Here is a 24,528-nt window from a genome sequence, read left to right as displayed (position 1 = left end):
TGCAGGATCGAACGTCGCATCGCGATACCCCGCTGACGGGCTTGGTGCTAGTGTGCCGCTCTCCACGCCTGATCTCCAGAGCACATGGCCAAAGCGCCGCTTGACCTGACCACCGGCCCGATCGGGCGCAACCTGTTCCTGTTTGCCCTGCCGATCCTGGCCGGCAACATCGCCCAGTCGCTGAACGGCTCGGTGAATGCGGTGTGGGTGGGGCGCTACCTCGGCGAGGCGGCGCTGACCGCCACCGCCAACGCCAACAACATTATGTTCTTCCTGATCGGCTCGGTGTTCGGCATCGGCATGGCCGCCACCATCCTGATCGGCCAGGCCATGGGCGCGCGCGACATCGTGCAGGCGCGCCGGGTGATGGGCACCAGCGCGACGTTCTTCATCGGGCTGTCGGTGGTGATCGCGGTGGCGGGCTGGTGGCTGTCGCACCCGCTGCTGGCGGCGATGGGCACCCCGGCCGAATCGCTGCCGCTGGCCGAGGCCTACCTGCGCATCATCTTCCTGGCGATGCCGACCCTGTACGCGTTCGCGTTTCTGAGTTCGGCCCTGCGGGGCGTCGGCGATTCGCGCACGCCGTTCCGCTTCCTGCTGCTCTCGGTAGTGCTGGACATCGGGTTCAATCCGCTGCTGATCTTCGGCATCGGCCCATTCCCGCAGCTGGGTATTGCCGGCGCGGCGTGGGCCACGCTGATCGCGCAGACGCTGTCGCTGATCGGCCTGCTCTGGTACATGCGCAACAAGCGCCATGTGCTGTGGCTGGGGCGCAAGGACATGGCGATGTTCCGGATCGACACCACGATCCTGCGCGCGCTGGTGGTCAAGGGCGTGCCGATGGGCCTGCAGATGGTGCTGATCTCGCTGTCGATGATCCTGATGATGAGCATGGTCAACGGCTACGGCACCGATACCGCAGCCGCCTACGGCGCCTCGCTGCAGTTGTGGACCTACGTGCAGATGCCGGCAATGGCGATCGGCGCAGCGTGCTCGTCGATGGCCGCGCAGAACGTGGGCGCGGGCAACTGGGACCGCGTGCGCGGCACCGCGCGCAGTGGCGTGCTGTACAACTTCCTGCTCACCGGCGTACTGATCCTGCCGCTGATCCTGCTGGACCGCTACACGCTGGCGCTGTTCCTGCCCGAAGCCAGCCAGTCGCTGGAGGTGGCGCGGCACCTCAACCACATCGCGGTGTGGTCGTTCCTGTTCTTCGGCGTCAATTTCGTCATCTCCGGCGTGGTGCGCTCCACCGGTGCGGTGATTCCGCCGCTGCTGATCCTGGCCGCGTCGCTGTGGGGCATCCGCGTGCCGTTCGCCGAACTGCTGCAGGACAACTGGGGCGCCGACGCGGTGTGGTGGAGTTTCCCGGTCAGCTCGTTCTGCGCGATGCTGATGTCGCTGGCGTATTACCGCTGGGGCGGCTGGCGCAAGGCGCACATGCTGCCCGCCCAGCGTGGGGAGATGGCAGCGCCGGCGGAAGTGCCGGCCATGCCCCCCTCACCGGTGGCCGATCCGAACCCGGAGGCGCCGCCCACGGCCGCGCCTTCGCCCACGCCCAGCCGCGCCGGTCAACCGCCGTCGGCGGCGCGTATCTCGCCCCACGCCGGCAAGCGATAGCGCTGCTGCTGCCACCGCATCAGCAGTGCCATCGCGCCACCGAACAGCAGGCCGGCCACGCCGGCCGCGCCCAGCACGCCCACGCCCGACAACAGCGCGCCGCGCGCGAACAACAGCCACATCAGTCCGCCCCACCCCAGCGCGAACATCGCGCCCATCAGCACGGCGTTGGCGACGAAACCGGCCAGCACCGGCGGCGGCACAACCAGGCCCGTCCGCCACAGCAGCCGGTACATCAGCGGCGCCTGCATCTGCCTGGGGACGCCGGCGGCCTGCATGACCTGCAGCGCGGCGCGGATACGAACGGGATAAGCCTGCATGTTGTTCCTTCGACAAGCGCAGGAAGCGCAGGGCTCCCGCACGTGGGGGGATGTTCAGGGCGTCCAACGCAGAACGGCCACCCGAAGGTGGCCGTTCTGGTACCGCGACAACCGAGGTCGTCGGCGGGAATTACTGGGCCTTGGCAGCCAGGCGGGCAGCCTTGGCCTGCGCAGCGGCAGCCAGATCTTCCTTGATGCGGGCAGCCTTGCCTTCCAGGCCACGCAGGTAGTACAGCTTGCCGGCGCGGACCTTACCACGACGCTTCACTTCGACCGAGTCGATGATGGCGCTGTGGGTCTGGAAGACGCGCTCGACGCCGTAGCCGTGCGAGATCTTGCGCACGGTGAAAGCGGAGTTCAGGCCGGCATTCTTGGTGCCGATGACGACGCCTTCGTAAGCCTGGACGCGCTCACGGTTGCCTTCCTTCACCTTCACGTTGACGACGACGGTGTCACCCTGGCTGAACTTCGGCAGCTCGCGGGTGATCTGGGCGGATTCGAAGTCCGAGAGGATGGATTTGTTCAGCTTGCTCATGGGTGCACCGATAGTGTTCGGGTGGTCGTGTCGTTCGACAACGTGGGCTCATGCAGTCACCGGACTGTGCTGCACGTTTTTTGTAGGGATTCCTACCAACCGGCCCCAAAGGGCCGATGGCAATCCCGAATTGTAAACAAGATCCCGCCCTCGCGCTAGGGGGTTGGATCCTTGGCCATGGCCTGCCGCGCCTGCTCCAGCAGGAGGCGGTCGGCCTTGGACAATCGGCCTTCATCGAGCAGGTCCGGTCGCCGCAGCGCGGTGCGCAGCAGCGACTGCTGCCGGCGCCAACGGGCGATGGCGGCATGGTTGCCCGAGCGCAGCACGTCCGGGACAGTGCCCCATTCATGCTCGGCCGGATGGCTGTAGTGCGGGCAGTCCAACAGCCCCTGCGGGCCTTCGAAACTGTCCTGGGCGGCCGATTCGGCATCGCCGAGGGCCCCGTCCTGCAGGCGCGTTACCGCATCGACGATCACCGCCGCGCCCAGCTCACCGCCGGACAGGACGTAATCGCCGATCGAGATTTCCTCGCTGACTTCGGCGTCCAGGAAACGCTCGTCGATGCCCTCGTAGCGCCCGCAGAGCAGGATCATCCGCGGCAACGCGGCCAGTTCGCGCACCTTGGCCTGGGTCAGCGGCGCGCCCTGCGGGCTGAGGTAAATGACCGGAGCGGGCGCGGGATCGGCGGCTTTGACCGCCGCCAGGCAGGCCCGCAGCGGCTCGATCAGCATGACCATGCCCGGGCCGCCGCCAAACGGACGGTCGTCCACCCGGCGGTAGTTGCCCGCGGCATAGTCACGCGGATTCCAGCCGTGCAGCGCCAGCAGGCCGCGTTCGGCGGCACGGCCGACCACGCCCAGCGCGGCCGACTGCGCCATGAACTCCGGGAACAACGTGACGACGTCGATACGCATCCGGCCTAGAACTCCGGATCCCAGTCGACCACGATCAGGTTGGCCTCGAAATCCACCGAGACGACGAATTCGGGCTGCACGAACGGGATCATCCGCTCACGGTCGCCCTGCACCACCAGGACGTCGTTGGAGCCGGTCGAGAACAGGTGCGATGCCCGCCCCAGTTCGACGCCCTCGACGGTCCGCACCTGCAGACCTTCCAGGTCGACCCAGTAATACTCGTCGGCCTTCGGTGGCGGCAGCGCGCTGCGTGCGACATAGACTTCGGTCCCGTACATCGCCTCGACCACGTCGCGGTCGGTGATGCCGGGAAACACGGCGACCAGGTGCTTGCCGGACTGACGTCCACGCGCACCGGTGAGCGTGCTCTCCTGGCCGGCGGGGGTCCGCAGGATCCAGGGCTGGTAGTTGAAAATGGCGGTACGCGGCTCGGTCCAGGACTCGAGCTTGATCTCGCCTCGCACACCAAAAGCGCCGACAATCCTGCCCAGCAGGATCCGGCGCTCGGTATCTTTCATCTGAATAGACCGAATGGGCCGCGGCAGGCGCGGCCCGTCAGGATCAGGCCGCGGAGGCCTGGGCCTTGGTCGCTTCCTTGTACAGGTTGCGGACCTTGTCGGTCATCTGGGCGCCGTTGGCGACCCACTTGTCGACCAGCGGCAGGTCCAGCACGATGCGGGACTCGGCACCCTGGGCAACCGGGTTGTAGTAACCGACGCGCTCGATGTTGCGGCCATCACGGGCGCTGCGCGAGTCGGTCACGATGATGTGGTAGAACGGACGCTTCTTGGCGCCGCCGCGGGTCAGTCGAATCTTGACCATGGTGTTGTTTCCTCAATTGCCCAGTCGCCAGGATGGCGCGGTAAGCCGGCGATTATAGCGGCGGCCTGCGGTCATTCCAAGTCCGTGAAGACGGCCGAACCTGAACAGGGTTTACGCCGCAGCGCCGTGGGCACCGATGGGCTGCCACGGCACCGTCTCCAGCACCCCTCGTGCGCGCTGGCAGAACGCCTCCGAGCGCGCGAACGCCACCGCATCGATCGCCGAGATCGGCCAGACCCCGGCCGAATTGCAGGCGATGGCACCGTCGAACCCCGCCAGCTCGGCCAGGGCCACCGGGCGCACCTGCTGCACGTCCGGCGCGAAACCCGCCTGCAGCAGCCGTTCCTGGGTGCCGCGCAGGGCCGGTGCCTGCGGCCAGACGATCTGCTGGCCGTGCTGGAAGGCGATGTTCCAGGTGCTGCCCTCGCCGACCGCTCCGTCCGGGGTGACGAACAGCGCGTCGTCGAACCCGTCCAGCAGGGCACGCCGGCGCTGCTCGAACAGCGGGAAGGTACCGACATGCTTCAGGTGCGGCAGTTCGCGCTGGTACACCGCCGCGCGCAGGCGCCGCGGGTCGGCCGGCATGTGGACCGGCGCGGCCACCGCCACCAGCACGTCCACCGCGACCGGCTGCAGCGGCCGACGGAAATCGAACTGCCGCGAGAACACGGTGACCCGCAGCGAGGCATCGCGCAGCTGCGCGGACCGTAGCGCGTCGCGCATCCATGCCTGCACCCGGGCAAGGTCCAGGGCGCAGCCGAACAGTTCGTCGGTGCCCTGCCGCAGGCGCTGCAGGTGCAGGTCCAGGCCCTGTACCGCCGCGCCCCGCACCTGCAACGAGGTGAAGTGGCCATAGTTGGTCAACGCGCCGGCCAGGTCGTCGGCGCTGGCGGTCGCGCCGTTGCAGTACAGCATCATCCCAGCAGCGCCCTGGCATCGGCCCACATCTGCCCGAGCACGTCGGCAGCCGGGCGCGCCGACGCCATCCATGCCGACTGCCCGGCCCACGCCTGCATCGTCTCGATGGTGTTGTCGCGGTTCGCCTGTGCCCGCATCGGCGCGGTCAGCCCGCGCTGCACCGGGTAGGGCTGCGGTGGCGGTGCCTCCGGCGCGGCGGCGGCGCGCACGTAGGCGGTGGCCAGGCCGCGACCGAGGCGCCCGCTGAAGGCCCGCGTTGGCCAGGTGTCTTCCGGCTCGGCGTCGGCCAGGGCCTGCGACCAGGCCGGACGCACGCCGCACTCGGGGGTGCGCAGGAATGCGGTGCCTACCTGCACCGCGCTGGCGCCCAGGGTCAGTGCCGCGGCGATGCCACGCCCATCGGCGATGCCGCCGGCGGCGATGACCGGAATGTCCAGATGATCGACCAGCCTTGGCAGCAACGCGAACAGCCCCACCAGCTGGCGCTCGGCCGCGTCCGGATCGAAGGCGCCGCGATGCCCGCCCGCCTCGAAGCCTTGCGCGACCACCGCGTCGGCGCCCGCCGCCTGCGCGGCCTTCGCCTCGGACAGGGTGGTTGCACAGGCGATCCAGGCGATGCCCACGTCCTTCAGGCGCTGCACCTGGGCGGCGGAAAACACGCCCATGATGGTCGAGGCCACCGCCGGGCGCGCGCGGACCAGTGCATCGAACTGCGCATCGAAATCGGCCGGGCCGGCATCACCGGCACTGGCCGGCACCTCGGGCCCCCACTGCGCCAGGAAGCGGCGGCTGGCCGCTTCGGCGTCCGCATCGCGTCGCGGCAGCGGATCGGGGACCCATACGTTGACCTGGGCCGGCCCGCTGGATTGGGCGCGGAAATCGTCCATCCACGCCACGATGTCCTGCGGCTGGGACAGCACCGCGCCCATCGCGCCCATGCTGCCAGCCGTGGCCAGCGTGGCCGACAACGGCACCGGGCAGGCGCCGGCCATCGGGGCGAGCAGGATGGGAACCTGCACGGCAAAACGCCGACAGAAACGGTCGGCGCGTTCGAGGATGGGCGAAGGACTCACGTTCGGCGCACCTGTGGGGTCTGACGCTGCAGCATACGCCGCACCGCCCCACCCGGGCATGCACGCCGGCCGGATTCAGCGCGCCGACACCGCGTAGGTACGGACCAGCTGGCTGTCCATCTCTTCGTTGAACGTGAAGGTCACATAGCGCGCGTCATCGGCGGCGAACTCCTCCTCGACCACGGCGCGGCCGATCTCGGTGCCCTCGCCATCCAGCGCGCGCGCCACCAGCTTGCCCTTGAACGGCTTGTCGGCCACCACGTACACCGCGGCGTCCTTGGAGCCCATGCCACGGCTCTTGCCCTGGGTCACGGTGAGGCCGCGCGCGGCCAGGCCGGGGTCGGTCTGCAGCGTCACGTTCATGCGCTTGTCCACGCCCTCGCCCAGTCCAGCGACGAAATCGGCGGCCGTGCCACTGATCGCGCTACCGGCCTTCTGCGACATCGAGGTGTCGTCCTTGCAAGCGGTCAGCGCCAGGACCAGCGCCACCACCACGATCGAGTTCTTCATGGACATTCCTTGTTGGATCAATTGGCGGGCGCCTGATGCGCCCGGTGCGGGAACGGTCAACGGCACGGCGCAGCACGCCCTGCAGCGGGCGTTGCGCCGCCCATTGCAGGGCTCAGCGGAACGGCATGCCGCCGCGGCCGCCCATGGCCCCCATCATCCCCTTCATGCTGCGCATCATGCCCTTCATGCCGCCGCCGGCCATCTTGCTCATCATCTTTTCCATCTGCTGGAACTGCTTCATGAGCTTGTTGACGTCGGCCGGGGTCAGGCCCGAACCGCGTGCGATACGCGCACGACGCGAGCCGTTGAGCAGGCCGGGGTTGCGGCGCTCCTTCTTGGTCATCGAGTTGATGATCGCGATCATGCGCGGCACTTCCTTGCCCTGGCTGACCTGCTGCTTGAGGTGCTCGGGAATGTTGCCCAGGCCCGGCAGCTTGTCCATCAGGCCGCCGATGCCGCCCATGTTCTGCATCTGCTCGAGCTGGTCGCGCATGTCGTTCAGGTCGAACTTCTTGCCCTTGGCGACCTTCTCGGCCAGCTTCTGCGCCTTGTCCTTGTCGACCTGCTGCTCGACCTGCTCCACCAGCGACAGCACGTCGCCCATGTCCAGGATGCGGCTGGCGATACGGTCCGGGTGGAACACGTCCAGGCCGTCGGGCTTTTCGCTGACGCCGACGAACTTGATCGGCTTGCCGGTGATGTAGCGCACGCTCAGTGCGGCACCGCCACGGGCGTCACCGTCGGTCTTGGTCAGCACCACGCCGGTCAGCGGCAGCGCCTCGCCGAAGGCCTTGGCGGTATTGGCCGCGTCCTGGCCGGTCATGGCGTCGACCACGAACAGCGTTTCAGCCGGGTTGACCGCCGCGTGCAGGGCCTTGATCTCGGCCATCATCGCTTCGTCGATGGCCAGGCGGCCGGCGGTATCGACGATCAGCACGTCCACGAACGACTTGCGCGCATCGTCGATGGCGGCGCGGACGATCGCTTCCGGTTTCTGGTCGGCACTGGACGGGAAGAACAGCACGCCGACCTGGTCGGCCAGGGTCTTGAGCTGCTCGATCGCGGCCGGGCGGTAGACGTCGGCCGACACCACCATCACTTTCTTCTTGCGCTTTTCCTTCAGGTGCTTGGCCAGCTTGCCCACCGTGGTGGTCTTGCCCGCACCCTGCAGGCCGGCCATCAGGATGATCGCCGGGGCCGGCACGTTGAGGTTGAGGTCGGACGCGGCCGAGCCCATCACCGTGGTCAGCTCGTCGCGCACGACCTTGATCAGCGCCTGGCCCGGGGTCAGCGACTTCAGCACTTCCTGGCCGACCGCGCGCACCTTGATGCGCTCGACCAGCGCCTGCACGACCGGCAGGGCGACGTCGGCTTCGAGCAGCGCGATGCGCACTTCGCGGGTGGCCTCGCGGATGTTTTCCTCGGTGAGGCGACCGCGGCCACGCAGCCGCTCGATGGTGCCGGAGAGGCGCTGGGTCAGGGACTCGAACATGGAGGCAACCTGTTCAGAACGAAAGACAGAGAGACGCACAGTATAGCCGGTCCACCAAGCGCCCCGGACCGCGACTGCGGCCCATGGCCGCAGGCATCGCCAGTGGCCGGGGGGTATGCGAAACTGGAACGATGACAATCGTTCTCATCGCGACCCTGCTGTACCTGACCGCCACCGGGCTGCTGGTGCGCGCGGTCGTCCGCGATGATGCGGTGACCTCGCCGACCTGGCTGTGGCCGGCGCTGCCGGCGATGCTGCTGCACGGTGGTTACCACGTGCTGGTGGCGATGCGCACCACCGGTGGGCCGGACATGCACTTCTTCGCCGCGCTGTCGCTGGTCGGCCTGGGCATGGCCTGGCTGACCTCGCTGGTGGCCGCGCGCGGGCGCATGGCCGCCCTGGGGGTGCTGGTATTCCCGATGGCCGCGGCGGTGTTGTGGGCCTATCACGCCTACGGTCACGAACCGAGCCGGCCGCTGGGCTGGCAGCTGGCCACGCACGCATGGCTGGCCCTGCTGGCCTACGCCACCCTCAGCGTGGCCGCGCTGCTGGCGATCATGTTGTGGCTGCAGGAACGCGCGTTGCGTCGACGCGATTTCCGCCCCTGGCTGCGTGCGTTGCCGCCGCTGGCCGACCTGGAATCGCTGCTGTTCCGGGTGATCGCCGTCGGCTTCGCCCTGCTCACCCTGACCCTGCTCACCGGCGTGCTGTTCGTCGATGACCTGCTGGCGCAGAAGCTGGTGCACAAGACCGTGCTCAGCGTGCTGTCGTGGATCGTGTTCGGCACGTTGCTGATCGGCCGTCGTCGCTACGGCTGGCGCGGCGCCAAGGCCGTGCACTGGACCCTGACCGCGATGGCGCTGCTGCTGCTGGCCTTCTTCGGCAGCCAGTTCGTCATCGAACTGGTATTCGGGCATACCACGCGCTGACCGACCGCTGGCGGGTATTCGGCACAAAACACGGTCGCCCGGGTAGCGCCGAGCCATGCTCGGCTGGCCGGGCCGGGCGTACCGGCTGACACCTGGGTAGAGCCGAGCCATGCTCGGCTTGCCGGATCGGGCGTACCGGCTGACACCTGGGTAGAGCCGAGCCATGCTCGGCTTGCCGGATCGGGCGTACAAGGTGGGTCGCTGAAGGCAGCCGAGCACGGCTCGGCTCTACCAGAGCTGGCCATGCCCGGCTGGCCGGGCCGGGCGTACCGGCCGACACCCGGGTAGAGCCGAGCCATGCTCGGCTTGCCGGATCAGGCGTACAAGGTGGGTCACCGAAAGCAGCCGAGCATGGCTCGGCTTGCCGGATCAGGCGCACAAGGTGGGGCGCCGAAAGCAGCCGAGCATGGTTCGGCGCTACCTGGGTGCGTCGTTGGCGCGGATGGGGTCAGGCCGCCTCGATCGCCTCGGACAACCGCTCCACCGCGATCACCTCCATGCCCTTCACGCTGCCGGTCTTGGGCGCGTTGGCCTTGGGCACGATGGCGCGCTTGAAGCCATGGGTGGCCGCTTCACGCAGGCGGTCCTCGCCGTTGGGCACCGGACGTATCTCGCCGGACAAGCCGACTTCGCCGAAGGCGATGGTCTTCTCGGCCAGCGGCCGGTCCTGCAGCGAGGACAGCACCGCCAGCAACACCGGCAAGTCCACCGCGGTTTCCTGCACGCGGATGCCACCGACCACGTTGACGAACACGTCCTGGTCGCCGGTAAGCACGCCCCCGTGCCGGTGCAGCACGGCCAGCAGCATCGCCAGGCGGTTCTGCTCCAGGCCCACTGCCACCCGCCGCGGATTGGACAGCGGCGAGGTATCCACCAGCGCCTGCACCTCCACCAGCAGCGGCCGGGTGCCCTCGCGGGTGACCATCACGCAGCTGCCCGGCTGCTGCGTGCTGCCACCGGACAGGAAGATCGCCGAGGGGTTGGAGACTTCCTTCAGGCCCTTCTCGCCCATGGCGAACACGCCCAGCTCGTTGACCGCGCCAAAGCGGTTCTTGAACGCGCGCAGCAGGCGGAAGCGGCTGCCGCTCTCCCCCTCGAAATACAGCACCGCATCGACCATGTGCTCGAGCACGCGCGGGCCGGCGATGCCGCCTTCCTTGGTGACATGGCCCACCAGGAATACGGCGGTGCCGGTTTCCTTGGCGAAGCGGACCAGCCGCGCGGCGCTTTCGCGCACCTGGCTCACCGAGCCCGGCGCGGCGGTGAGCGATTCGGTCCACAGGGTCTGGATGGAGTCGGCCACGATCAGCTTGGGGCGGGCGACGCTGGCGTGCTGCAGGATCGCCTCGACCTGGGTTTCGGCCAGCGCATTGACGTTGTCCAGCGGCAGGTCCAGCCGTACCGCGCGCCCGGCCACCTGCGACAGCGACTCCTCGCCGGTGATGTACAGCACCGGCAGGGTCGCGGCCATCTTCGCCACGGCCTGCAGCAGCAGGGTGGACTTGCCGATACCCGGATCGCCGCCGACCAGGATCACCGCACCTTCAACCAGGCCACCGCCCAGCACCCGGTCGAACTCGCCGATGCAGGTGCTGACGCGCAGGTGCTCGGTCTGCTGCACATCCTTGAGCGCCATGATCTTGGGCGCATCGACCTTGCCCGCCCAGCCGGAGCGGCGTGCTGCCGGCGAAGCCTTGGCCGGGGTGGCGCTTTCCAGGGTGATCTCGGTGAGCACGTTCCACACGCCGCACTCGGTGCACTGCCCCTGCCACTTGCTGTATTCGGCACCACATTCGCTGCACACGTATGCGGTCAGTCGCTTGGCCATGTCCACGTCCACTTCATCGTCTGGCGGGCAGGATAGCCGAGCCGCGTCGCAACAACCGAGACGCGCCGCCAACGGCGTTCAAGTTTCCCGCCGGCAGGCCGATACCGGGGCGGGCCATCGCCCGTCCCCCTTTTATCCAGGCTTCTCCCATGACCGGCACCTACAGCCAGAGTCTTGTCGTCTTCTCGCTGCTGGTCGCCATCCTTGCCTCGTATACGGCACTGGACATGGCCGGCCGGCTGGCCAGCACCCAGGGCCGCGTGGCCCGCTGGTGGCTGGCCGGTGGCGCAGGCGCGATGGGCCTGGGCATCTGGTCGATGCACTTCATCGGCATGCTCGCCTTCCACCTGCCGATCCCGGTCGGCTACGACCTGGGCATCACCCTGTTCTCGCTGGCCGTGTCCGTCGGCGCGTCGGCCTACGCGCTGTGGCTGGTCTCGCGCCCGTCGCTGCCGTGGGCCCGGCTGGGCGCCGGCGCGGTGCTGATGGGCCTGGGCATCGCCGCCATGCACTACCTGGGCATGGCCGCCCTGCGCATGCAGCCGGGCATCGATTACGACCCGTTCTGGTTCACCCTGTCGCTGCTGATCGCCATCAGCGCGGCCGGTGCGGCCTTGTGGATCGCGTTCCGGCTGCGCCTGGAGCAGCGCCGCGCATTCCTGTTGCGCGGCCTGGCGTCGCTGGTGATGGGGCTGGCGATCGTGGGCATGCACTACACCGGCATGGCCGCGGCCCACTTCCCGCCCGGCAGCATCTGTGGCGCCGCCTATGGCGAGGGCATCGACGCCAAGTGGCTGGCCGTGCTGGTCATCGTGACCACGCTGGCCACGCTGGGCATCGCGCTGCTGGCCTCGGTGTTCGACCGCCAGATGCGCACCCGCACCGGCATGCTGGCCGACTCGCTGGCGCACGCCAACGAGAAACTGCTGCAGGCCGCCCTGCACGACCCGCTGACCCAGCTGCCGAACCGGATGCTGCTGCAGGACCGGATCGAGCAGGCGATCGAGAAGGCGCGGCGCCGGCACTTCAGTTTCGCGGTGATGTTCTGCGATCTGGACGGCTTCAAGGCCATCAACGATGCCTACGGTCACCAGCTCGGCGACAAGCTGCTGATCCAGATGAGCGAACGCGTCAGTGCGCTGCTGCGCAGCCAGGATACGTTCGCGCGGCTGGGCGGCGACGAGTTCGTCATCGTGTTCCAGGTGGACGACCCCGAAGATGCAGCGGTGGTCGCCGAACGCATCATCGCCAGCGTGGGCGAGCCGTTCCTGATCGATGCGCTGGAACTGCAGGTGACCGCCAGCCTCGGCATCGCGCTGTACCCGGCCGACGCCACCAGTGAACGGGAGTTGATGGCGCACGCCGACGCGGCGATGTACCACACCAAGGACGGCGGCCGTAACGGCTATACGTTCTTCACCGAATCGATGCACGTCAGCGCCAACCGCCAGCTCAAGCTGCTGCAGGAGCTGCGCCGGGCGATCCACCGCAACGAGCTGGTGCTGCACTACCAGCCCAAGTTCCCGGCCAGCGGCCAGCCGCTGATCGGCGCCGAGGCGCTGGTGCGCTGGCAGCACCCCGAGCTGGGCCTGCTCGGCCCGGACATGTTCATTCCGGTCGCCGAACGCAGCGGGCTGATCCTGCCGCTGGGCGACTGGGTGCTGGACCACGCCTGCGCGCAGCTGCGCCTGTGGCACGACGCCGGCCATGCGGAGTGGTCGATGGCGGTCAACCTGTCGCCACTGCAGTTCGGCTCGGCCACCCTGCTCGACACGGTCAAGCGCACGCTGGAACGGCACCGGCTGGACCCACGCCACCTGACCCTGGAAGTGACCGAGACCACCGCGATGAAGGACGTCGAGGCGAGCCTGCAGATCCTGCACGGACTGACCGCGATGGGGGTCAACATCTCCATCGACGACTTCGGCACCGGCTACTCCAGCCTGCTCTACCTCAAGCGCATGCCGGCCACCGAACTGAAGATCGACCGCGCGTTCGTGCACGACCTGGAAGACAACGCCGAAGACGCGGCGATCGTGTCGTCGATCATCGCGCTGGGCCGTTCGCTGCAACTGCGGATCGTCGCCGAGGGCGTGGAAACCGATGGGCAACGCCAGTACCTGAGCGACATGGGCTGCGACCTGCTGCAGGGGTACCACCTGGGGCGGCCGGTGGGGGCTGACGAATTCCTGCGGTTGGCCCAGGCGGCGTAGCGCTTCAATCGTCCACCTTCAGTGGACGGCTTCGTTGCGCTCGAGCACGCGCCGGTGTTGCCTCTCGTTCCTTAAGGTGCCCGGGGGTGCCCAGACCGGTGGACGCGCACACCTGCAGCCGTTGATCCCGCCCTGATCGACGCAAACAAAAAGGCCGCCCGGGGGCGGCCTTTCTGCGTGCGGCAACGTCGCGGGGACGTCAGTGCATCATGTGCACGTTCATGTTGTGCATGACCCACAGCGAGCCGGCGACGATGATGCCGATCACCACCACGGTGAAGGCCGCCGCGCTGACGTTCCAGCGCTGCTCCGAGGAGCGGTCCAGGTGCAGGAAGAACACCAGGTGCACCAGGATCTGCAGCACCGCGGCGATCACGATGATCACGCCGGTGGTGAAGGTCGGCAGGTTGCCGTGCATCACCAGCCAGAACGGGATGATGGTCAGGACCGCTGCCAGCAGGAAGCCGACCAGGTACGACTTGACGCTGCCGTGGCTTTCGCCGCCGGCACCGTGGCCGTGGTCGTGTGCGTGATTGTCATGTGCCATTACAGCGCTCCCTTCAGGTAGACGACGGAGAACACGCCGATCCAGATCAGGTCCAGGAAGTGCCAGAACAGGCTCAGGCACGCCATGCGGGTCTTGTTGGTCGGGGTCAGGCCGTTCTGCTTGATCTGGATGAACATGACCAGCAGCCACAGCAGGCCGGCACTGACGTGCAGGCCGTGGGTACCCACCAGCGCGAAGAACGCCGACAGGAATGCACTGTGGTCGGGGCCGTAGCCCTCATGGATGAGGTGGTTGAACTCCCACACTTCCATGACCATGAAGCCGAAGCCCAGCAGCCAGGTCAGGCCCAGCCACAGGTACATCTGGCCGACCTTGTGCTTGTGCAGGGCGATCATGCCCAGGCCGAAGGTCAGCGAAGACACCAGCAGCAGCGTGGTTTCCCAGGCGACGAAGCTCAGGTCGAAGAGGTCCTTCGGGCCAGGCCCGCCGTTGGTGCCACCGGACAACACGATGTAGGTGGCGAACAGGCTGGCGAAGATGAGGCAGTCGCTCATCAGGTACACCCAGAAACCGAAGACGGTGTTGCCGCCGGTGTCGTGGTGCTCGTGGTCATCATGGCCGTGGGCCGCCGCTTGCGCGGCGTGCCCATGGTTCATGCTGTTGGGGATAGTGCTGCTCATGCCTTCAGCTCCGATTTCACCAGGCCCTGCGCCACCAGGTGGCGACGGTGCTCATTTTCGATGCGCTCCACTTCGGCGGCCGGCACGTAGTAATCCGTGTCCTTGTCGAAGGTGCGCCAGATGAAGGTGCCGATCATGCCGACGATGCCCACGATGGCCAGCCACCAGATGTGCCAGATCATCGCAAAGCCCAGCACCAGGCTGAAGGCGCCGATCACCACGCCGGTGCCGGTGTTGCGCGGCATGTGGATGTCGGTGTACCTGGCCGGGCGTTCCCACGCCTCACCACGCTGCTTGCGCTCCCAGAAGTCGTCCAGTTCGGTGACCTTGGGCAGCGCGCCGAAGTTGTAGAACGACGGCGGCGAAGAGGTTTCCCACTCCAGCGTACGGGCATCCCACGGATCGCCGGTCAGGTCGGCGGTCTTCTTGCGGTCGCGGATCGACACGGCGATCTGGATCACCTGGCACAGGATGCCGGCACCGATGATGAACGCACCGCACATGGCGATCACCAGCAGCGGCTGGTACTCCAGGTTCGGGTAGCTCTGCATGCGGCGGGTCATGCCCATGAAGCCCAGGATGTACAGCGGCATGAAGGCCACGTAGAAGCCGATGAACCAGCACCAGAACGCGCGCTTGCCCCAGGTTTCGTTGAGGCGGAAGCCGAACATCTTCGGCCACCAGTAGGTGATGCCGGCAAACATGCCGAACACCACGCCGCCGATGATGACGTTGTGGAAGTGGGCGATCAGGAACAGGCTGTTGTGCAGCACGAAGTCGATGGCCGGGATCGCCAGCATCACGCCGGTCATGCCGCCGATGGTGAAGGTGACCATGAAGCCGATCGTCCACAGCACCGGGGTGGTGAACTGCACGCGACCGCGGAACATGGTGAACAGCCAGTTGAAGATCTTCACGCCGGTCGGGATCGAGATGATCATCGTCGTGATGCCGAAGAAGGCATTGACGTTGGCACCCGAGCCCATGGTGAAGAAGTGGTGCAGCCACACGATGAACGACAACACGCCGATGCAGGCGGTGGCGTAGACCATGCCCTTGTAGCCGAACAGCGCCTTGCGCGAGAACGTGGCGATGACCTCGGAGAACACGCCGAAGGCCGGCAGCACCAGGATATAGACTTCCGGGTGACCCCAGATCCAGATCAGGTTGATGTACAGCATGGCGTTGCCGCCACCGTCATTGGTGAAGAAGTGCGTGCCCAGGTAACGGTCCAGGGTGAGCAGCACCAGGGTGACGGTCAGCACCGGGAAGGCGGCGATGATCAGCACGTTGGTGACCAGCGCGGTCCAGGTGAACACCGGCATGTGCATCAGCTTCATGCCCGGGGTACGCATCTTCAGGATGGTAATGAAGAAGTTGATACCGCTCAGCGTGGTACCCAGGCCAGCGACCTGCAGGCCCCAGATGTAGTAATCCACACCGACACCTGAGCTGTACTCCTTGCCCGACAACGGCGGGAAGGCCAGCCAACCGGTCTGCGCGAACTCACCGACACCCAGCGAGATCATCACCAGGCCCGCGCCCGCCACGAACAGCCAGAAGCTGAGCGAGTTGACGAACGGGAAGGCCACGTCGCGTGCGCCGATCTGCAGCGGCACCACGACGTTCATCAGGCCGGTGATCAGCGGCATCGCCACGAAGAAGATCATGATCACGCCGTGGGCGGTGAAGATCTGGTCGTAGTGGTGCGGCGGCAGGAAGCCTTCGTTGCCGCCGGCCGCGATGGCCTGCTGGGCACGCATCATGATCGCGTCGGCAAAGCCGCGCAGCAGCATGACGAAGGCGACGATGAGGTACATCGCGCCGATCTTCTTGTGGTCGACCGAGGTGAACCACTCTTTCCAGAGATAGCCCCACAGCTTGAACTTGGTGATCAGGGCCAGCACCAGCATGCCGCCGATACCAGCACCGACCAGCGTGGTGATGATGATCGGGTCATGCGGGATGTCGGCAAATGTCAATTTACCCAACAGATTCATGCTTATTCTCCCGAGCCTGCGTGGCCGGCGTGACCGGCGGCGGCGTGCTCGTCTGCAGTGTGGTCTGCGTGCTCGGCGGCGGCGCCAGCGGCGTGGGCCGCGTGCGTATCGTCGGCATGCACGTCGGCCGGGGCGGGACCATCGGCGGCCGGCATGTCGTGGCCGGCATGGCTTTCGCCCGCGGCGCCGTCATGGCCCATCGCCTGGTGGTCGTGCTTCATGCCGTAGTGCTGGTTGTCGCCCATGTGCTTGGCGATCACCCAGTCGAACAGGCCGGCTTCGCTGGTGCCGAAATACGTCACCGGGTGCCAGTCGTGGTTCTTCTCGGCCACCAGCGCATTGAAGGCGGTCTTGTCCAGGGTCGCCGCAGTGCCGCGGACCTTGGCCAGCCACTGCTGGTACTGCTCCTCGCTGACCGAATGGGCAGTGAAGTGCATCTTGCTGAAGCCCGCGCCGCTGTAGTGCGAGGACATGCCCGGGAACTCACCGGTCTCGTTGGCGATCAGGTGGAGTTTGGTCTCCATGGCCGTCATCGAGTAGATCATGCTGCCCAGGTGCGGGATGAAGAACGCATTCATCACCGAATCGGACGTGATCTTGAAGTTCAGCGGGGTATCGACCGGGAAGGTGATCTCGTTGACCGTGGCGATGTTCTCTTCGGGGTAGATGAAGAGCCACTTCCAGTCCAGCGAGATGGCTTCGATCACCACCGGCTTCTTGTCCGAGTCCAGCGGACGGTACGGGTCCAGGGCGTGCGAGGAACGCCAGGTCAGCACGGCCAGCACCAGCACGATCATGCACGGGATCGACCACACCACCACTTCGATCGCGGTGGAGTGCGACCACTTCGGCTCATAGCGGGCCTTGGTGTTGGTCGCACGGTACTTCCACGCGAAGGTCAGGGTCATGATGATGACCGGCACGACGACCAGCAGCATCAGCACGGTAGCCGTGATCAGCAGCGTCTTCTCATCGTGGCCGATCTGGCCCTTGGGGTTGAGGATGGCCGAGTTGCAGCCCGTGAGGAACACGGACAACGCAAACAGCAGGCCCGGACGCAAAAAGCGTCCAAGGGGGTTCAACGGAATCATCGGTCGATCCAATTGCGTAGGGAATGCCAGCTCAAGCGCGCCCCGCCCGGCCAATGGCCGGATGTGCCGGTCCAGGGGGACAGGCACGGGGACGATCATGTCAGCCTTTCAATTTTAGGCCGTCACGCAACATTTAAGAAGAGCATTGACAATGATCCGGCGCAGGAAAGGCCACAAATAGGCTGCGACACGTTGTCGCAGCGGTGCGCAACAGCCCGGATCGGCACGTCCGAGGCATTCATGTATAGACATGAATGCCTCAGTTTCAGCCCGTCATCCACGACAGCAGCAGGGTGCACAGGCAGACGTAGGCAAGCAGCCCGAGGCTGATCGCCAGGGTGCTGCGCATGATCGCCGATTCCTGGCCAACCAGCTTCACCGCCGCGGCGGCGATGGCGATCGATTGCGGCGAAACCAGCTTGGCCATCACCCCGCCAGCGGTGTTGCCCGCCACCAGCAGTGCCGGCGACACCCCGATCTGCCCGGCGGTGACCGCTTGCAGGTGCGCGAACAGGGTATTGCTGTTGACCACCGAGCCGGTGATGAACACGCCCATCCAGCCGATCACCGGCGCCAGCACCGGGAACAGGCCGCCGGCCTGGGCCAGCGCCAGCCCGATCGTGGACGATGCCCCGGAATAGTTGGTGATGTAGGCCACCGCCATCACCAGTGCCACCGTCGCCAGCGGCTTCCACATCTGCTTGCCGGACTGCGCCAGTTCTTCCGCGGCCGACCGCACGGTCAGCCGGGGTGACAGCACCACGGTGAGCAGCGCGGCGATCAGGATCGCGGTGCCGGACGCATTGAGCCACCCCACGTTCCAGACCGCCGGCAGAGTGCGCGCGGTGGCCACCAGCGGCGGCACCTCCTGCACGCGCTGGTCCAGCAACGCGATGGGCAGGTGCAGCACCGTCGCCCCGAGCGCGCCGTCGGGGCCGAACAGCGCCTTGAACGCCGGCAGGCTCCAGGTGAGGATGGTGGCGGTGAGGATGTAGAACGGCGACCACGCCAGCAGCACCTGCCGCAGCGTCCAGCGCTGCCCGGAGACCGGCGGGGCCTGGTCCTCGCGGTAGATGCGCACGGGGCGCCAGACCTGCATGAACGCGGCCAGGCTGCCCATCGCGGCCAGGGGGCCGATGATGTCCACCAGTTCCGGCCCCAGCAGCACCAGCGTAAGCGTCTGCGCCCCGCTGAACACCGCGCCGACCACCAGCAGCACCGGCCAGGTCTCGCGCACCCCGCGCCAGCCATCCAGCATCCATACCAGTACGGCCGGCAGCAGCAGCGCACACACCTGCACCAGCGGGACCAGCATCTGCGACATCCCTCCCAGCGCCACCCCACCCTGCTGCGCCCCCACCAGCACCGGGATCCCGATCGCCCCATAGGCCCCGGCCGCGCCATTGGCCACCAGGCACAGCATGGCCGCCTTGAGCGGGCGGAAACCCAGCTCCACCAGCAGCGCGGCGCAGATCGCGATCGGCACGCCGAAGCCTGCGGCGCCTTCCAGGAAGCCGCCGAAACAGAACGCGATCAGCAGCACCTGGATGCGCTGGTCGTCGGAGATGGTGGCGATGCTGCCGCGGATCACCTCGAACTTGCCGCTGCGGATGGCCAGCTTGTACAGCCACACCGCCATCAGCACGATGAAGCTGATCGGGAAGAGGCCGTTGGCGATGCCCAGCAGCGCCGCGCCGGCAATGGCGCCCGCGGGCATGCCGAACACCCAGGCCGACACCAGTGCCGACACCAGCACCGCCAGCAGCGCGGCTGTGAGCCCCTTGAGCCGCAGCACCGTCAGCGCGAGCAGGAACACCAGCACCGGCAGCGCGGCCAGCAGCGCCGAGAGGTTCGCGTTGCCGAGCGGATCGTAGGTCTGATGCCACATGGTCATGCCCCTGCGCGGTGGGTGGAGGGAGGACGGCAACAGCGGTGGATCAGGCGGCGACCACGCGATTGGGACACGCGCGGCCGCGGGCGAAGTCGTCCAGGTTGCCCAGCGTGATCGCGGATATCTCCTGCAGCGCCTCGACGGTGAAGAAGCCCTGGTGCCCGGTGACCAGCACGTTGGGGAAGGTCATCAGGCGCTGGAAGGCATCATCGTCGATGATCTCGCCCGACCAGTCCTGGAAGAACAGCGCGCTTTCCTGCTCGTAGACATCGATGGCCAGGTGGCCCAGCTGCCGCGCCTTGAGCGCACCGATCACCGCCTGGGTATCGACCAGGCCGCCGCGCGAGGTATTGACCAGCATCGCGCCGGGCTTCATCTGCGCCAGCGAGGTCGCGTTGATCAGGTGGTGGGTGTCCGGCGTCAGCGGGCAATGCAACGAGACGATGTCGGCCCGCGCCAGCAGTTCCTCCAGTGCCACGAACGTGCCGATCGGCGGGAAGTCCGGCGACGGGTAAGGATCGTGGCCCAGCACGGTGCAGCCCATCCCCTTGAAGATGCGCGCCGTGGCCAGGCCGATCTTGCCGGTGCCGACGATGCCCACGGTCTTGCCGTGCAGGGTGCGCCCGAGCAGGCCATCGAGCATGAAGTTGCCCTCGCGCACCCGGTTGTAGGCGCGATGGGTGTGCCGGTTGAGGGTCATCACCAATGCCAGCGCATGCTCGGCCACCGCCTCGGGCGAGTAGGCCGGCACCCGGGCGACAAAGAACCCCAGCTGCCCGGCCGTGGCCAGGTCCACGTTGTTGAAGCCGGCGCAGCGCAGCAGGATCGCGCGCACGCCCAGTGCATGCAGCGCGTGCAGTACCGGTGCGTCCAGGCGATCGTTGACGAACACACAGACGGCCGCGCAGTCCTGGGCCAGCGCGGCGGTATGCACATCCAGGGATGCGTCGAAGTACAGGAACTCGGCCGGCTCCGCGAGGTCGGCGCACTGGTGGGCCTCGTCGAGGAATCGGCGGTCGTAGGGACGCGCGCTGAACACGGCGATTTTCATGGCGACTCCTCGGGGGAAGGCGGACGACGGCGGCCTACTTGCGCCTGCCCTGCCGTGCACCGCAGGATCGCGTGCCAGCCCCGCGCATGCAACCCTGGCCGGCTCGCCACCGCCACACCACCCCACCGAGACCCTGCCGTGTCCCCGATGTCCCGTTTGCTGCGCTGGACCAGCACGCCCACCGGGCGCCGCATCGTCATCATCGCGACCACCGTGATCGTCCTGATGGCCGCCTCCAATCCGCTGTGGCTGCCGGTGCTCACGATTGTTGATGCGGTGGGCCTGGATGTCCTTGCCCTGCTCATCGGCGCCCAGGCACTGGCGCTGCTGCCGTGGCTGGTCGACCTTGCGCGCCGCTGGACCGGGCCGGCGCGGCGCGTACTGGCCGGCATGGTTGCCGGGGCCGCCGGCGGCTATCTGCGGCAGCTTCTGTTTGGCGGCTGGATGCCTGCGCAGGCAATGCGCATCCGCCTGCGCATTGAAACGACAGGATCCTGAGGATTCTCCGGGTTGCGTCGCTCATGTTGTCGCCATGACCGGGACGACGCGTGCGAGTCCACCCCTCGATCGCGTCGCGACCAAGCCCCGCCTTGGCGCGTACGCCCATCATTCCGGCTTGCCCCGCCCAAGGCCGGATGCCCGCACTCGCCGTTTCGGCGGTGCCGCCGCACATGAACCCCAGCCCGCATCGCGATAGACCCCGCCCACCACCGTGCCCTAGTATTCGGCCCTTCAGCGCCATGGGTAGACGTACGTGGGCAGTTTTGAAATGTTCAACGGTCGTCGCAGCGGCCAAGGCAAGCAGGTCGCCGTTCTTTCCCACGGCTTCGGTACCGACCAGACCGCATGGACCGCGCTGCGGCCCTGGTTCGAGGCGCGTTTCGACGTGATCTCCTTCGACCTGGCCGGCTGCGGCCCCCAGGGCGCGGAACGCTACGATTTCGAACGGCATGGCGCGTTGTTCGGCTATGCCGACGACCTGATCGACCTGCTGGACGAGTGCGGCGTGTCGCAGTGCACGTACATCGGCCACTCGATGAGCGGCATGATCGGCGCGCTGGCTGCCATCGCCAGGCCCGACCTGTTCGAGCGCCTTGTCCTCATCGGCGCGTCGCCGCGTTACCTCGATGATGTCGACTACACCGGCGGGTTCAAGCCGCAGGACCTGGAGGGCCTGTTCCAGAGCATGAGCGCCAACTACCAGGCCTGGGTGGCCGGGTTCGCGCCGATGGTGGTGGGCGTAGATGACAGCGCGGTGATCGCCGATTTCTCCAATACCCTGTTCCAGATGCGCCCGGACATCGCGCTCAACACCTCGCGCACCATCTTCACCTCCGATCTTCGCGGCTCGGCCGCGCAGGTGGCCAAGCCCGTCCATGTGATCCAGACCGCCGTGGACGTAGCCGTTCCGGTGCAGGTCGGGCAGTGGCTGGCCAAGGCGATCGACGGCGCGACCCTCGACGTGATCGATGCCGCCGGTCACCTGCCGCACATGACCGCCGCCGATGCGGTCATCGACATCCTCGAGCAGCGTCTTGGCGGAGCGGCGCATTGACCCGCTCCGACAGCGACGCGCTCGCCGCGCTGTGCCACTTCGCCCAGCTTGCCTCGGGGGCGGACAGGGTCATGGCCATCGACATCGAGGCCGACGGCCGTGCCACGTGGGCAGTGTCCTCGCCCACGCTGTCGTTCTCCGGCTTCAATCTGGCCCGTAGCGGCATCTTCGAGCATGACTGGCGTGGCGAACCGGTAGAGGCCGCCGCGTTCCGGCTGCCGTCCGCGATCCTCCACGCACTCGGTGGCACCCCGGGCTCGGTGCTGTACATCCCCTCCCCGTCCCATGGCGCACCGCTCAGCGGGCTGTTGCTGCTATGGCGGCATGCGTCGGCGCCTGCGCCGATGACGCAGCAGGTACCCATGCTGGCGGCCAGCGTGGCGCGGCTGCTGTCGGCACGACGGGAGGCCGCACGCGAGGTGATCGTACGCAACCAGTTCGAGGATCTGTTCGAGAGCGTGCCGGCCGGCATCGTGCTGATCGACGGCGATGGCGTGGGGGCGGCAATCAACGAGCGCGCCGCCGAGCTGATGGCGTGCGCTCCGGGGCGCCACCGCGCCGCCGAACTCGCCGCGCCCATGCGCGCCCTGCGGCAGCGCTGCGACAACCACGCCGAACTGGACCAGGCCTATGCAAGGCAGATGGGCGACGTCAATTTCGCCTCGAAGCTGAATTGGACGTTGGGCGAACGCACCTTCGAAGTGGACACCCACCCGGTGCGCGGCAACGGCGAGCACGGGCGCATCTGGCTGTTCACCGACGTCACCGCCGACCTGCTGATGGCCGCCGAACTGCGCCGCCTGGCCTCCTCCGATCCGCTGACCGGCGTCCCCAACCGCCGTCATTTCGAGGAATGCTCGGCACAGATCATCGCCGCCCGCGAAGCCCAGGGCCACGCCGTGGCCGTGCTCATGGTGGACGTGGATCATTTCAAGAAGATCAACGATACCCACGGCCACCCGGTCGGCGACGAAGTCCTCAAGGCCGTCGCCCGCCGCTGCCGCGAGGCGCTGCGCGATCGCGACCTGTTCGCCCGCTTCGGCGGCGAAGAGTTCATTGCGTTGCTGTCGGCGCCGGTCATCGACGAGGTGCCCGTCGCGGCCGAGCGGCTGAGGCATGCCATTGCCGCCGAGCCGATCACCGTTGCCGGGGTACGCATTCCCGTGTCGATCAGTGTGGGCGGCGCGATTGGCGAGGCGCTGCCGGGCGGCGACCAGCCGCTGCTGGAGGAACTGGTCGCACGCGCGGATGAGGCGCTTTACCTGGCCAAGACCGAGGGGCGCAACCGGGTGCGGATGGCGGAGCCGGTCACGGCCTAGCCGCCGACCGACCCGCCCCTCTTGCCTGCCCCGGACGCCCCGCTACACTCAGGCCATCCGGGCCCTCCGGCCCCGCCTCGAAGGACGCAACATGGATGTTGTCCGCTCGTTTCGACGCCGCTTGTGCATGGCCGTCGTCCTGCTTGGCTCAGCCGCTCCGGCCATGGCCGCCGATCCACCCGCCAATGAGACGCCGCTGCAGCTTCAGCAGCGCCGGGTGGACGCACTGCGCGCGGCCGCCGACGCCGCCTCACCGACCAACCAACCCGACCGCGACGCGTTGGTCCGGGCCATGATCGTGGTGATGGCGGCGGCTGATCCCGCATTGCTTCCCGACGCATCGGCCGGGCTGACGGCACTCCCGGATCTACGCACCCTGTGCGCCAACAGCGCACACGCAGGCGCGCATCTGGTCCGCATGGCGCGGGCCACCGGCGATACCGAAGGGATGCTGGCCCGCATGTCGGTGGCGGTCGATGGCACCATGATCATGGCCACAGCCTGCTCGGCACGGCAGCTCGACATTCAGAGCCGCGCGATACTGGCACGGCCGGGCAAGCAGCCGACTGCAGAAGAGCTCACGGCGATGAAGAAGGAGGTCGACACCCTCCCACGCAACATCGCCGGCATCGTCCTGGGCGCCAGCCTGACCGACCTCAACCCGAACTCGCGCGCGCGCACCGCGCTCGATGGCCTGCCCGTTCTGGTGGAGGCCACCGCCGCGATGCCCCCGGCCACCAAGGCCGCCACCCTCGAGGCGGTGCAGCAGATCCTCGGCCCGCCAGACCGCGACGGGCATATCGACCACGAAGCGCGTGATGTGCTGCTGCAGGCACTGAAGGGCAGCGAGTGTGCGGCGGCCTGCGAATTGCTCGGGGCGGCGGAAGGGCGGCCCGGCTGATTCGCCGATGCCCAGGCCGGGCTGATCGCTCTGGCGCGCACGCGACTTGCCGCCAGGCGAAGGCCATGCCTCGCAGCGTTCATTCCACCACGCGGCCAATAGCAGCGACAAACCAATGGCACATGCTGTCGCCGAAGCGCGCTTTGCGATTAATAAACCATTACATCCCGCTTGTACTCTTCTCAAGGCACATTGAGTCCATCGGTCCGTCAACCCCGAGAACACCCTGCAACGAACTCCATTGCACTTGAGTGGTTAAATCACTCGATCCAATAGCATCCTCATCTCTGGCCTGCGGACTGGTTCCCCAAGGTGCAAGGCCTCAGGTAGTTGCTGCCACTTGCGGTCGTGCCGGAGA

At 67.4% G+C, this 24,528-nt stretch carries 23 protein-coding genes; 7 read left to right on the top strand and 16 right to left on the bottom strand.

Annotation, left to right across the window (positions count from 1 at the left end; translation table 11 throughout):
- Window positions 1–84 precede the first annotated feature (84 nt).
- Window positions 85–1,620, top strand: coding sequence for an MATE family efflux transporter (locus AC1DGC_RS08285; RefSeq protein WP_478047627.1), 1,536 nt, complete (start codon window positions 85–87; stop codon window positions 1,618–1,620).
- Here the strand turns inward: AC1DGC_RS08285 and AC1DGC_RS08280 are convergent.
- The 9 genes from AC1DGC_RS08280 to ffh form a co-directional block, all read right to left on the bottom strand.
- Window positions 1,572–1,940, bottom strand: coding sequence for a DUF6404 family protein (locus tag AC1DGC_RS08280; RefSeq protein WP_449336023.1), 369 nt, complete (start codon window positions 1,938–1,940; stop codon window positions 1,572–1,574). The two genes, AC1DGC_RS08285 and AC1DGC_RS08280, sit on opposite strands and share 49 nt — an antisense overlap.
- A 130-nt stretch (window positions 1,941–2,070) precedes the next feature.
- Window positions 2,071–2,475 carry a 50S ribosomal protein L19 gene (rplS, locus tag AC1DGC_RS08275; RefSeq protein WP_259203928.1) on the bottom strand — a complete coding sequence of 135 codons (405 nt, stop codon included), beginning with the start codon at window positions 2,473–2,475 and terminating at the stop codon, window positions 2,071–2,073.
- Between the two features lie 155 nt (window positions 2,476–2,630).
- A complete protein-coding gene (gene trmD, locus AC1DGC_RS08270) occupies window positions 2,631–3,389 on the bottom strand; it encodes a tRNA (guanosine(37)-N1)-methyltransferase TrmD (protein ID WP_478047626.1) in 759 nt (252 codons plus the stop codon).
- A 5-nt stretch (window positions 3,390–3,394) separates the two neighbouring features.
- A complete protein-coding gene (gene rimM, locus AC1DGC_RS08265; RefSeq protein ID WP_259203926.1) occupies window positions 3,395–3,907 on the bottom strand; it encodes a ribosome maturation factor RimM in 513 nt (170 codons plus the stop codon).
- A 43-nt stretch (window positions 3,908–3,950) separates the two neighbouring features.
- Window positions 3,951–4,211: a 30S ribosomal protein S16 gene (gene rpsP, locus AC1DGC_RS08260; RefSeq protein WP_017356068.1), complete on the bottom strand. Its 261-nt coding sequence runs from the start codon at window positions 4,209–4,211 to the stop codon at window positions 3,951–3,953.
- 111 nt (window positions 4,212–4,322) lie between these two features.
- Window positions 4,323–5,129: an aminotransferase class IV gene (locus AC1DGC_RS08255; RefSeq protein ID WP_449336025.1), complete on the bottom strand. Its 807-nt coding sequence runs from the start codon at window positions 5,127–5,129 to the stop codon at window positions 4,323–4,325.
- On the bottom strand, window positions 5,126–6,202 hold the full coding sequence (locus AC1DGC_RS08250) for an NAD(P)H-dependent flavin oxidoreductase (protein WP_478047625.1): 1,077 nt from the start codon (window positions 6,200–6,202) through the stop codon (window positions 5,126–5,128). The genes AC1DGC_RS08255 and AC1DGC_RS08250 overlap by 4 nt, the downstream gene beginning before the upstream one ends.
- Before the next feature lie 75 nt (window positions 6,203–6,277).
- Window positions 6,278–6,712, bottom strand: a complete 435-nt coding sequence (locus AC1DGC_RS08245; protein WP_259203923.1) for a hypothetical protein — start codon at window positions 6,710–6,712, stop codon at window positions 6,278–6,280.
- A gap of 112 nt (window positions 6,713–6,824) precedes the next feature.
- Window positions 6,825–8,204, bottom strand: a complete 1,380-nt coding sequence (ffh, locus tag AC1DGC_RS08240) for a signal recognition particle protein (protein WP_259203922.1) — start codon at window positions 8,202–8,204, stop codon at window positions 6,825–6,827.
- 131 nt (window positions 8,205–8,335) lie between these two features.
- Between ffh and AC1DGC_RS08235 the strand changes: the two genes are divergently transcribed.
- On the top strand, window positions 8,336–9,133 hold the full coding sequence (locus AC1DGC_RS08235) for a cytochrome C assembly family protein (protein ID WP_478047624.1): 798 nt from the start codon (window positions 8,336–8,338) through the stop codon (window positions 9,131–9,133).
- Between the two features lie 448 nt (window positions 9,134–9,581).
- Here the strand turns inward: AC1DGC_RS08235 and radA are convergent, their stop codons facing one another.
- Window positions 9,582–10,961 (bottom strand): DNA repair protein RadA, encoded by a 1,380-nt coding sequence (radA, locus tag AC1DGC_RS08230; protein ID WP_259203920.1) that lies wholly within the window; start codon window positions 10,959–10,961, stop codon window positions 9,582–9,584.
- 149 nt (window positions 10,962–11,110) lie between these two features.
- On the opposite strand from radA, the gene AC1DGC_RS08225 reads away from it, so the two are divergent.
- Window positions 11,111–13,174, top strand: a complete 2,064-nt coding sequence (locus tag AC1DGC_RS08225; protein WP_394161591.1) for a putative bifunctional diguanylate cyclase/phosphodiesterase — start codon at window positions 11,111–11,113, stop codon at window positions 13,172–13,174.
- Window positions 13,175–13,373: 199 nt separating this feature from the next.
- On the opposite strand, the gene cyoD is transcribed toward AC1DGC_RS08225, so the two are convergent.
- From cyoD to AC1DGC_RS08195, 6 genes are all read right to left on the bottom strand, one after another.
- Window positions 13,374–13,721: a cytochrome o ubiquinol oxidase subunit IV gene (cyoD, locus tag AC1DGC_RS08220; RefSeq protein ID WP_259203917.1), complete on the bottom strand. Its 348-nt coding sequence runs from the start codon at window positions 13,719–13,721 to the stop codon at window positions 13,374–13,376.
- Entirely contained in the window at window positions 13,721–14,362 is a 642-nt protein-coding gene (gene cyoC / locus AC1DGC_RS08215; protein ID WP_259203916.1) for a cytochrome o ubiquinol oxidase subunit III, read from the bottom strand. The genes cyoD and cyoC overlap by 1 nt, the downstream gene beginning before the upstream one ends.
- Entirely contained in the window at window positions 14,359–16,356 is a 1,998-nt protein-coding gene (cyoB, locus tag AC1DGC_RS08210) for a cytochrome o ubiquinol oxidase subunit I (RefSeq protein WP_259204912.1), read from the bottom strand. Before cyoB ends, cyoC begins: the two co-directional genes overlap by 4 nt.
- A gap of 8 nt (window positions 16,357–16,364) precedes the next feature.
- A complete protein-coding gene (cyoA, locus tag AC1DGC_RS08205) occupies window positions 16,365–17,453 on the bottom strand; it encodes a ubiquinol oxidase subunit II (RefSeq protein WP_259203915.1) in 1,089 nt (362 codons plus the stop codon).
- Between the two features lie 265 nt (window positions 17,454–17,718).
- Window positions 17,719–19,347 carry an L-lactate permease gene (locus AC1DGC_RS08200; protein WP_478047623.1) on the bottom strand — a complete coding sequence of 543 codons (1,629 nt, stop codon included), beginning with the start codon at window positions 19,345–19,347 and terminating at the stop codon, window positions 17,719–17,721.
- A 43-nt stretch (window positions 19,348–19,390) separates the two neighbouring features.
- Complete coding sequence (locus tag AC1DGC_RS08195; protein WP_478047622.1) at window positions 19,391–20,395, bottom strand: 2-hydroxyacid dehydrogenase; 1,005 nt, start codon at window positions 20,393–20,395, stop codon at window positions 19,391–19,393.
- Window positions 20,396–20,542: 147 nt separating this feature from the next.
- Between AC1DGC_RS08195 and AC1DGC_RS08190 the strand changes: the two genes are divergently transcribed.
- The 4 genes from AC1DGC_RS08190 to AC1DGC_RS08175 all read left to right on the top strand — a co-directional run bounded on the left by AC1DGC_RS08190 (window position 20,543) and on the right by AC1DGC_RS08175 (window position 24,170).
- Window positions 20,543–20,893, top strand: coding sequence for a hypothetical protein (locus AC1DGC_RS08190; RefSeq protein WP_478047621.1), 351 nt, complete (start codon window positions 20,543–20,545; stop codon window positions 20,891–20,893).
- Window positions 20,894–21,164: 271 nt separating this feature from the next.
- A complete protein-coding gene (locus AC1DGC_RS08185; RefSeq protein WP_478047620.1) occupies window positions 21,165–21,950 on the top strand; it encodes an alpha/beta fold hydrolase in 786 nt (261 codons plus the stop codon).
- Window positions 21,947–23,269, top strand: a complete 1,323-nt coding sequence (locus tag AC1DGC_RS08180; RefSeq protein ID WP_478047619.1) for a GGDEF domain-containing protein — start codon at window positions 21,947–21,949, stop codon at window positions 23,267–23,269. Before AC1DGC_RS08185 ends, AC1DGC_RS08180 begins: the two co-directional genes overlap by 4 nt.
- A 91-nt stretch (window positions 23,270–23,360) precedes the next feature.
- Entirely contained in the window at window positions 23,361–24,170 is an 810-nt protein-coding gene (locus AC1DGC_RS08175; RefSeq protein ID WP_478047618.1) for a hypothetical protein, read from the top strand.
- Window positions 24,171–24,528: the final 358 nt, after the last annotated feature.

The organism is Stenotrophomonas sp. 05N37 (genome assembly GCF_056397365.1).
This window is presented reverse-complemented; position numbering and strand designations above follow the sequence as displayed.

What these genes read in the sequence shown, in the direction of transcription:
- AC1DGC_RS08285 (WP_478047627.1), top strand. Translation starts at nt 85, where the DNA reads ATGGCCAAAGCGCCGCTTGACCTGACCACCGGCCCGATCGGGCGCAAC.
- AC1DGC_RS08280 (WP_449336023.1), bottom strand. Translation starts at nt 1,940, where the DNA reads ATGCAGGCTTATCCCGTTCGTATCCGCGCCGCGCTGCAGGTCATGCAG.
- rplS (WP_259203928.1), bottom strand. Translation starts at nt 2,475, where the DNA reads ATGAGCAAGCTGAACAAATCCATCCTCTCGGACTTCGAATCCGCCCAG.
- trmD (WP_478047626.1), bottom strand. Translation starts at nt 3,389, where the DNA reads ATGCGTATCGACGTCGTCACGTTGTTCCCGGAGTTCATGGCGCAGTCG.
- rimM (WP_259203926.1), bottom strand. Translation starts at nt 3,907, where the DNA reads ATGAAAGATACCGAGCGCCGGATCCTGCTGGGCAGGATTGTCGGCGCT.
- rpsP (WP_017356068.1), bottom strand. Translation starts at nt 4,211, where the DNA reads ATGGTCAAGATTCGACTGACCCGCGGCGGCGCCAAGAAGCGTCCGTTC.
- AC1DGC_RS08255 (WP_449336025.1), bottom strand. Translation starts at nt 5,129, where the DNA reads ATGATGCTGTACTGCAACGGCGCGACCGCCAGCGCCGACGACCTGGCC.
- AC1DGC_RS08245 (WP_259203923.1), bottom strand. Translation starts at nt 6,712, where the DNA reads ATGAAGAACTCGATCGTGGTGGTGGCGCTGGTCCTGGCGCTGACCGCT.
- ffh (WP_259203922.1), bottom strand. Translation starts at nt 8,204, where the DNA reads ATGTTCGAGTCCCTGACCCAGCGCCTCTCCGGCACCATCGAGCGGCTG.
- AC1DGC_RS08235 (WP_478047624.1), top strand. Translation starts at nt 8,336, where the DNA reads ATGACAATCGTTCTCATCGCGACCCTGCTGTACCTGACCGCCACCGGG.
- radA (WP_259203920.1), bottom strand. Translation starts at nt 10,961, where the DNA reads ATGGCCAAGCGACTGACCGCATACGTGTGCAGCGAATGTGGTGCCGAA.
- AC1DGC_RS08225 (WP_394161591.1), top strand. Translation starts at nt 11,111, where the DNA reads ATGACCGGCACCTACAGCCAGAGTCTTGTCGTCTTCTCGCTGCTGGTC.
- cyoD (WP_259203917.1), bottom strand. Translation starts at nt 13,721, where the DNA reads ATGGCACATGACAATCACGCACACGACCACGGCCACGGTGCCGGCGGC.
- cyoC (WP_259203916.1), bottom strand. Translation starts at nt 14,362, where the DNA reads ATGAGCAGCACTATCCCCAACAGCATGAACCATGGGCACGCCGCGCAA.
- cyoA (WP_259203915.1), bottom strand. Translation starts at nt 17,453, where the DNA reads ATGATTCCGTTGAACCCCCTTGGACGCTTTTTGCGTCCGGGCCTGCTG.
- AC1DGC_RS08200 (WP_478047623.1), bottom strand. Translation starts at nt 19,347, where the DNA reads ATGACCATGTGGCATCAGACCTACGATCCGCTCGGCAACGCGAACCTC.
- AC1DGC_RS08195 (WP_478047622.1), bottom strand. Translation starts at nt 20,395, where the DNA reads ATGAAAATCGCCGTGTTCAGCGCGCGTCCCTACGACCGCCGATTCCTC.
- AC1DGC_RS08190 (WP_478047621.1), top strand. Translation starts at nt 20,543, where the DNA reads ATGTCCCGTTTGCTGCGCTGGACCAGCACGCCCACCGGGCGCCGCATC.
- AC1DGC_RS08185 (WP_478047620.1), top strand. Translation starts at nt 21,165, where the DNA reads ATGTTCAACGGTCGTCGCAGCGGCCAAGGCAAGCAGGTCGCCGTTCTT.
- AC1DGC_RS08175 (WP_478047618.1), top strand. Translation starts at nt 23,361, where the DNA reads ATGGATGTTGTCCGCTCGTTTCGACGCCGCTTGTGCATGGCCGTCGTC.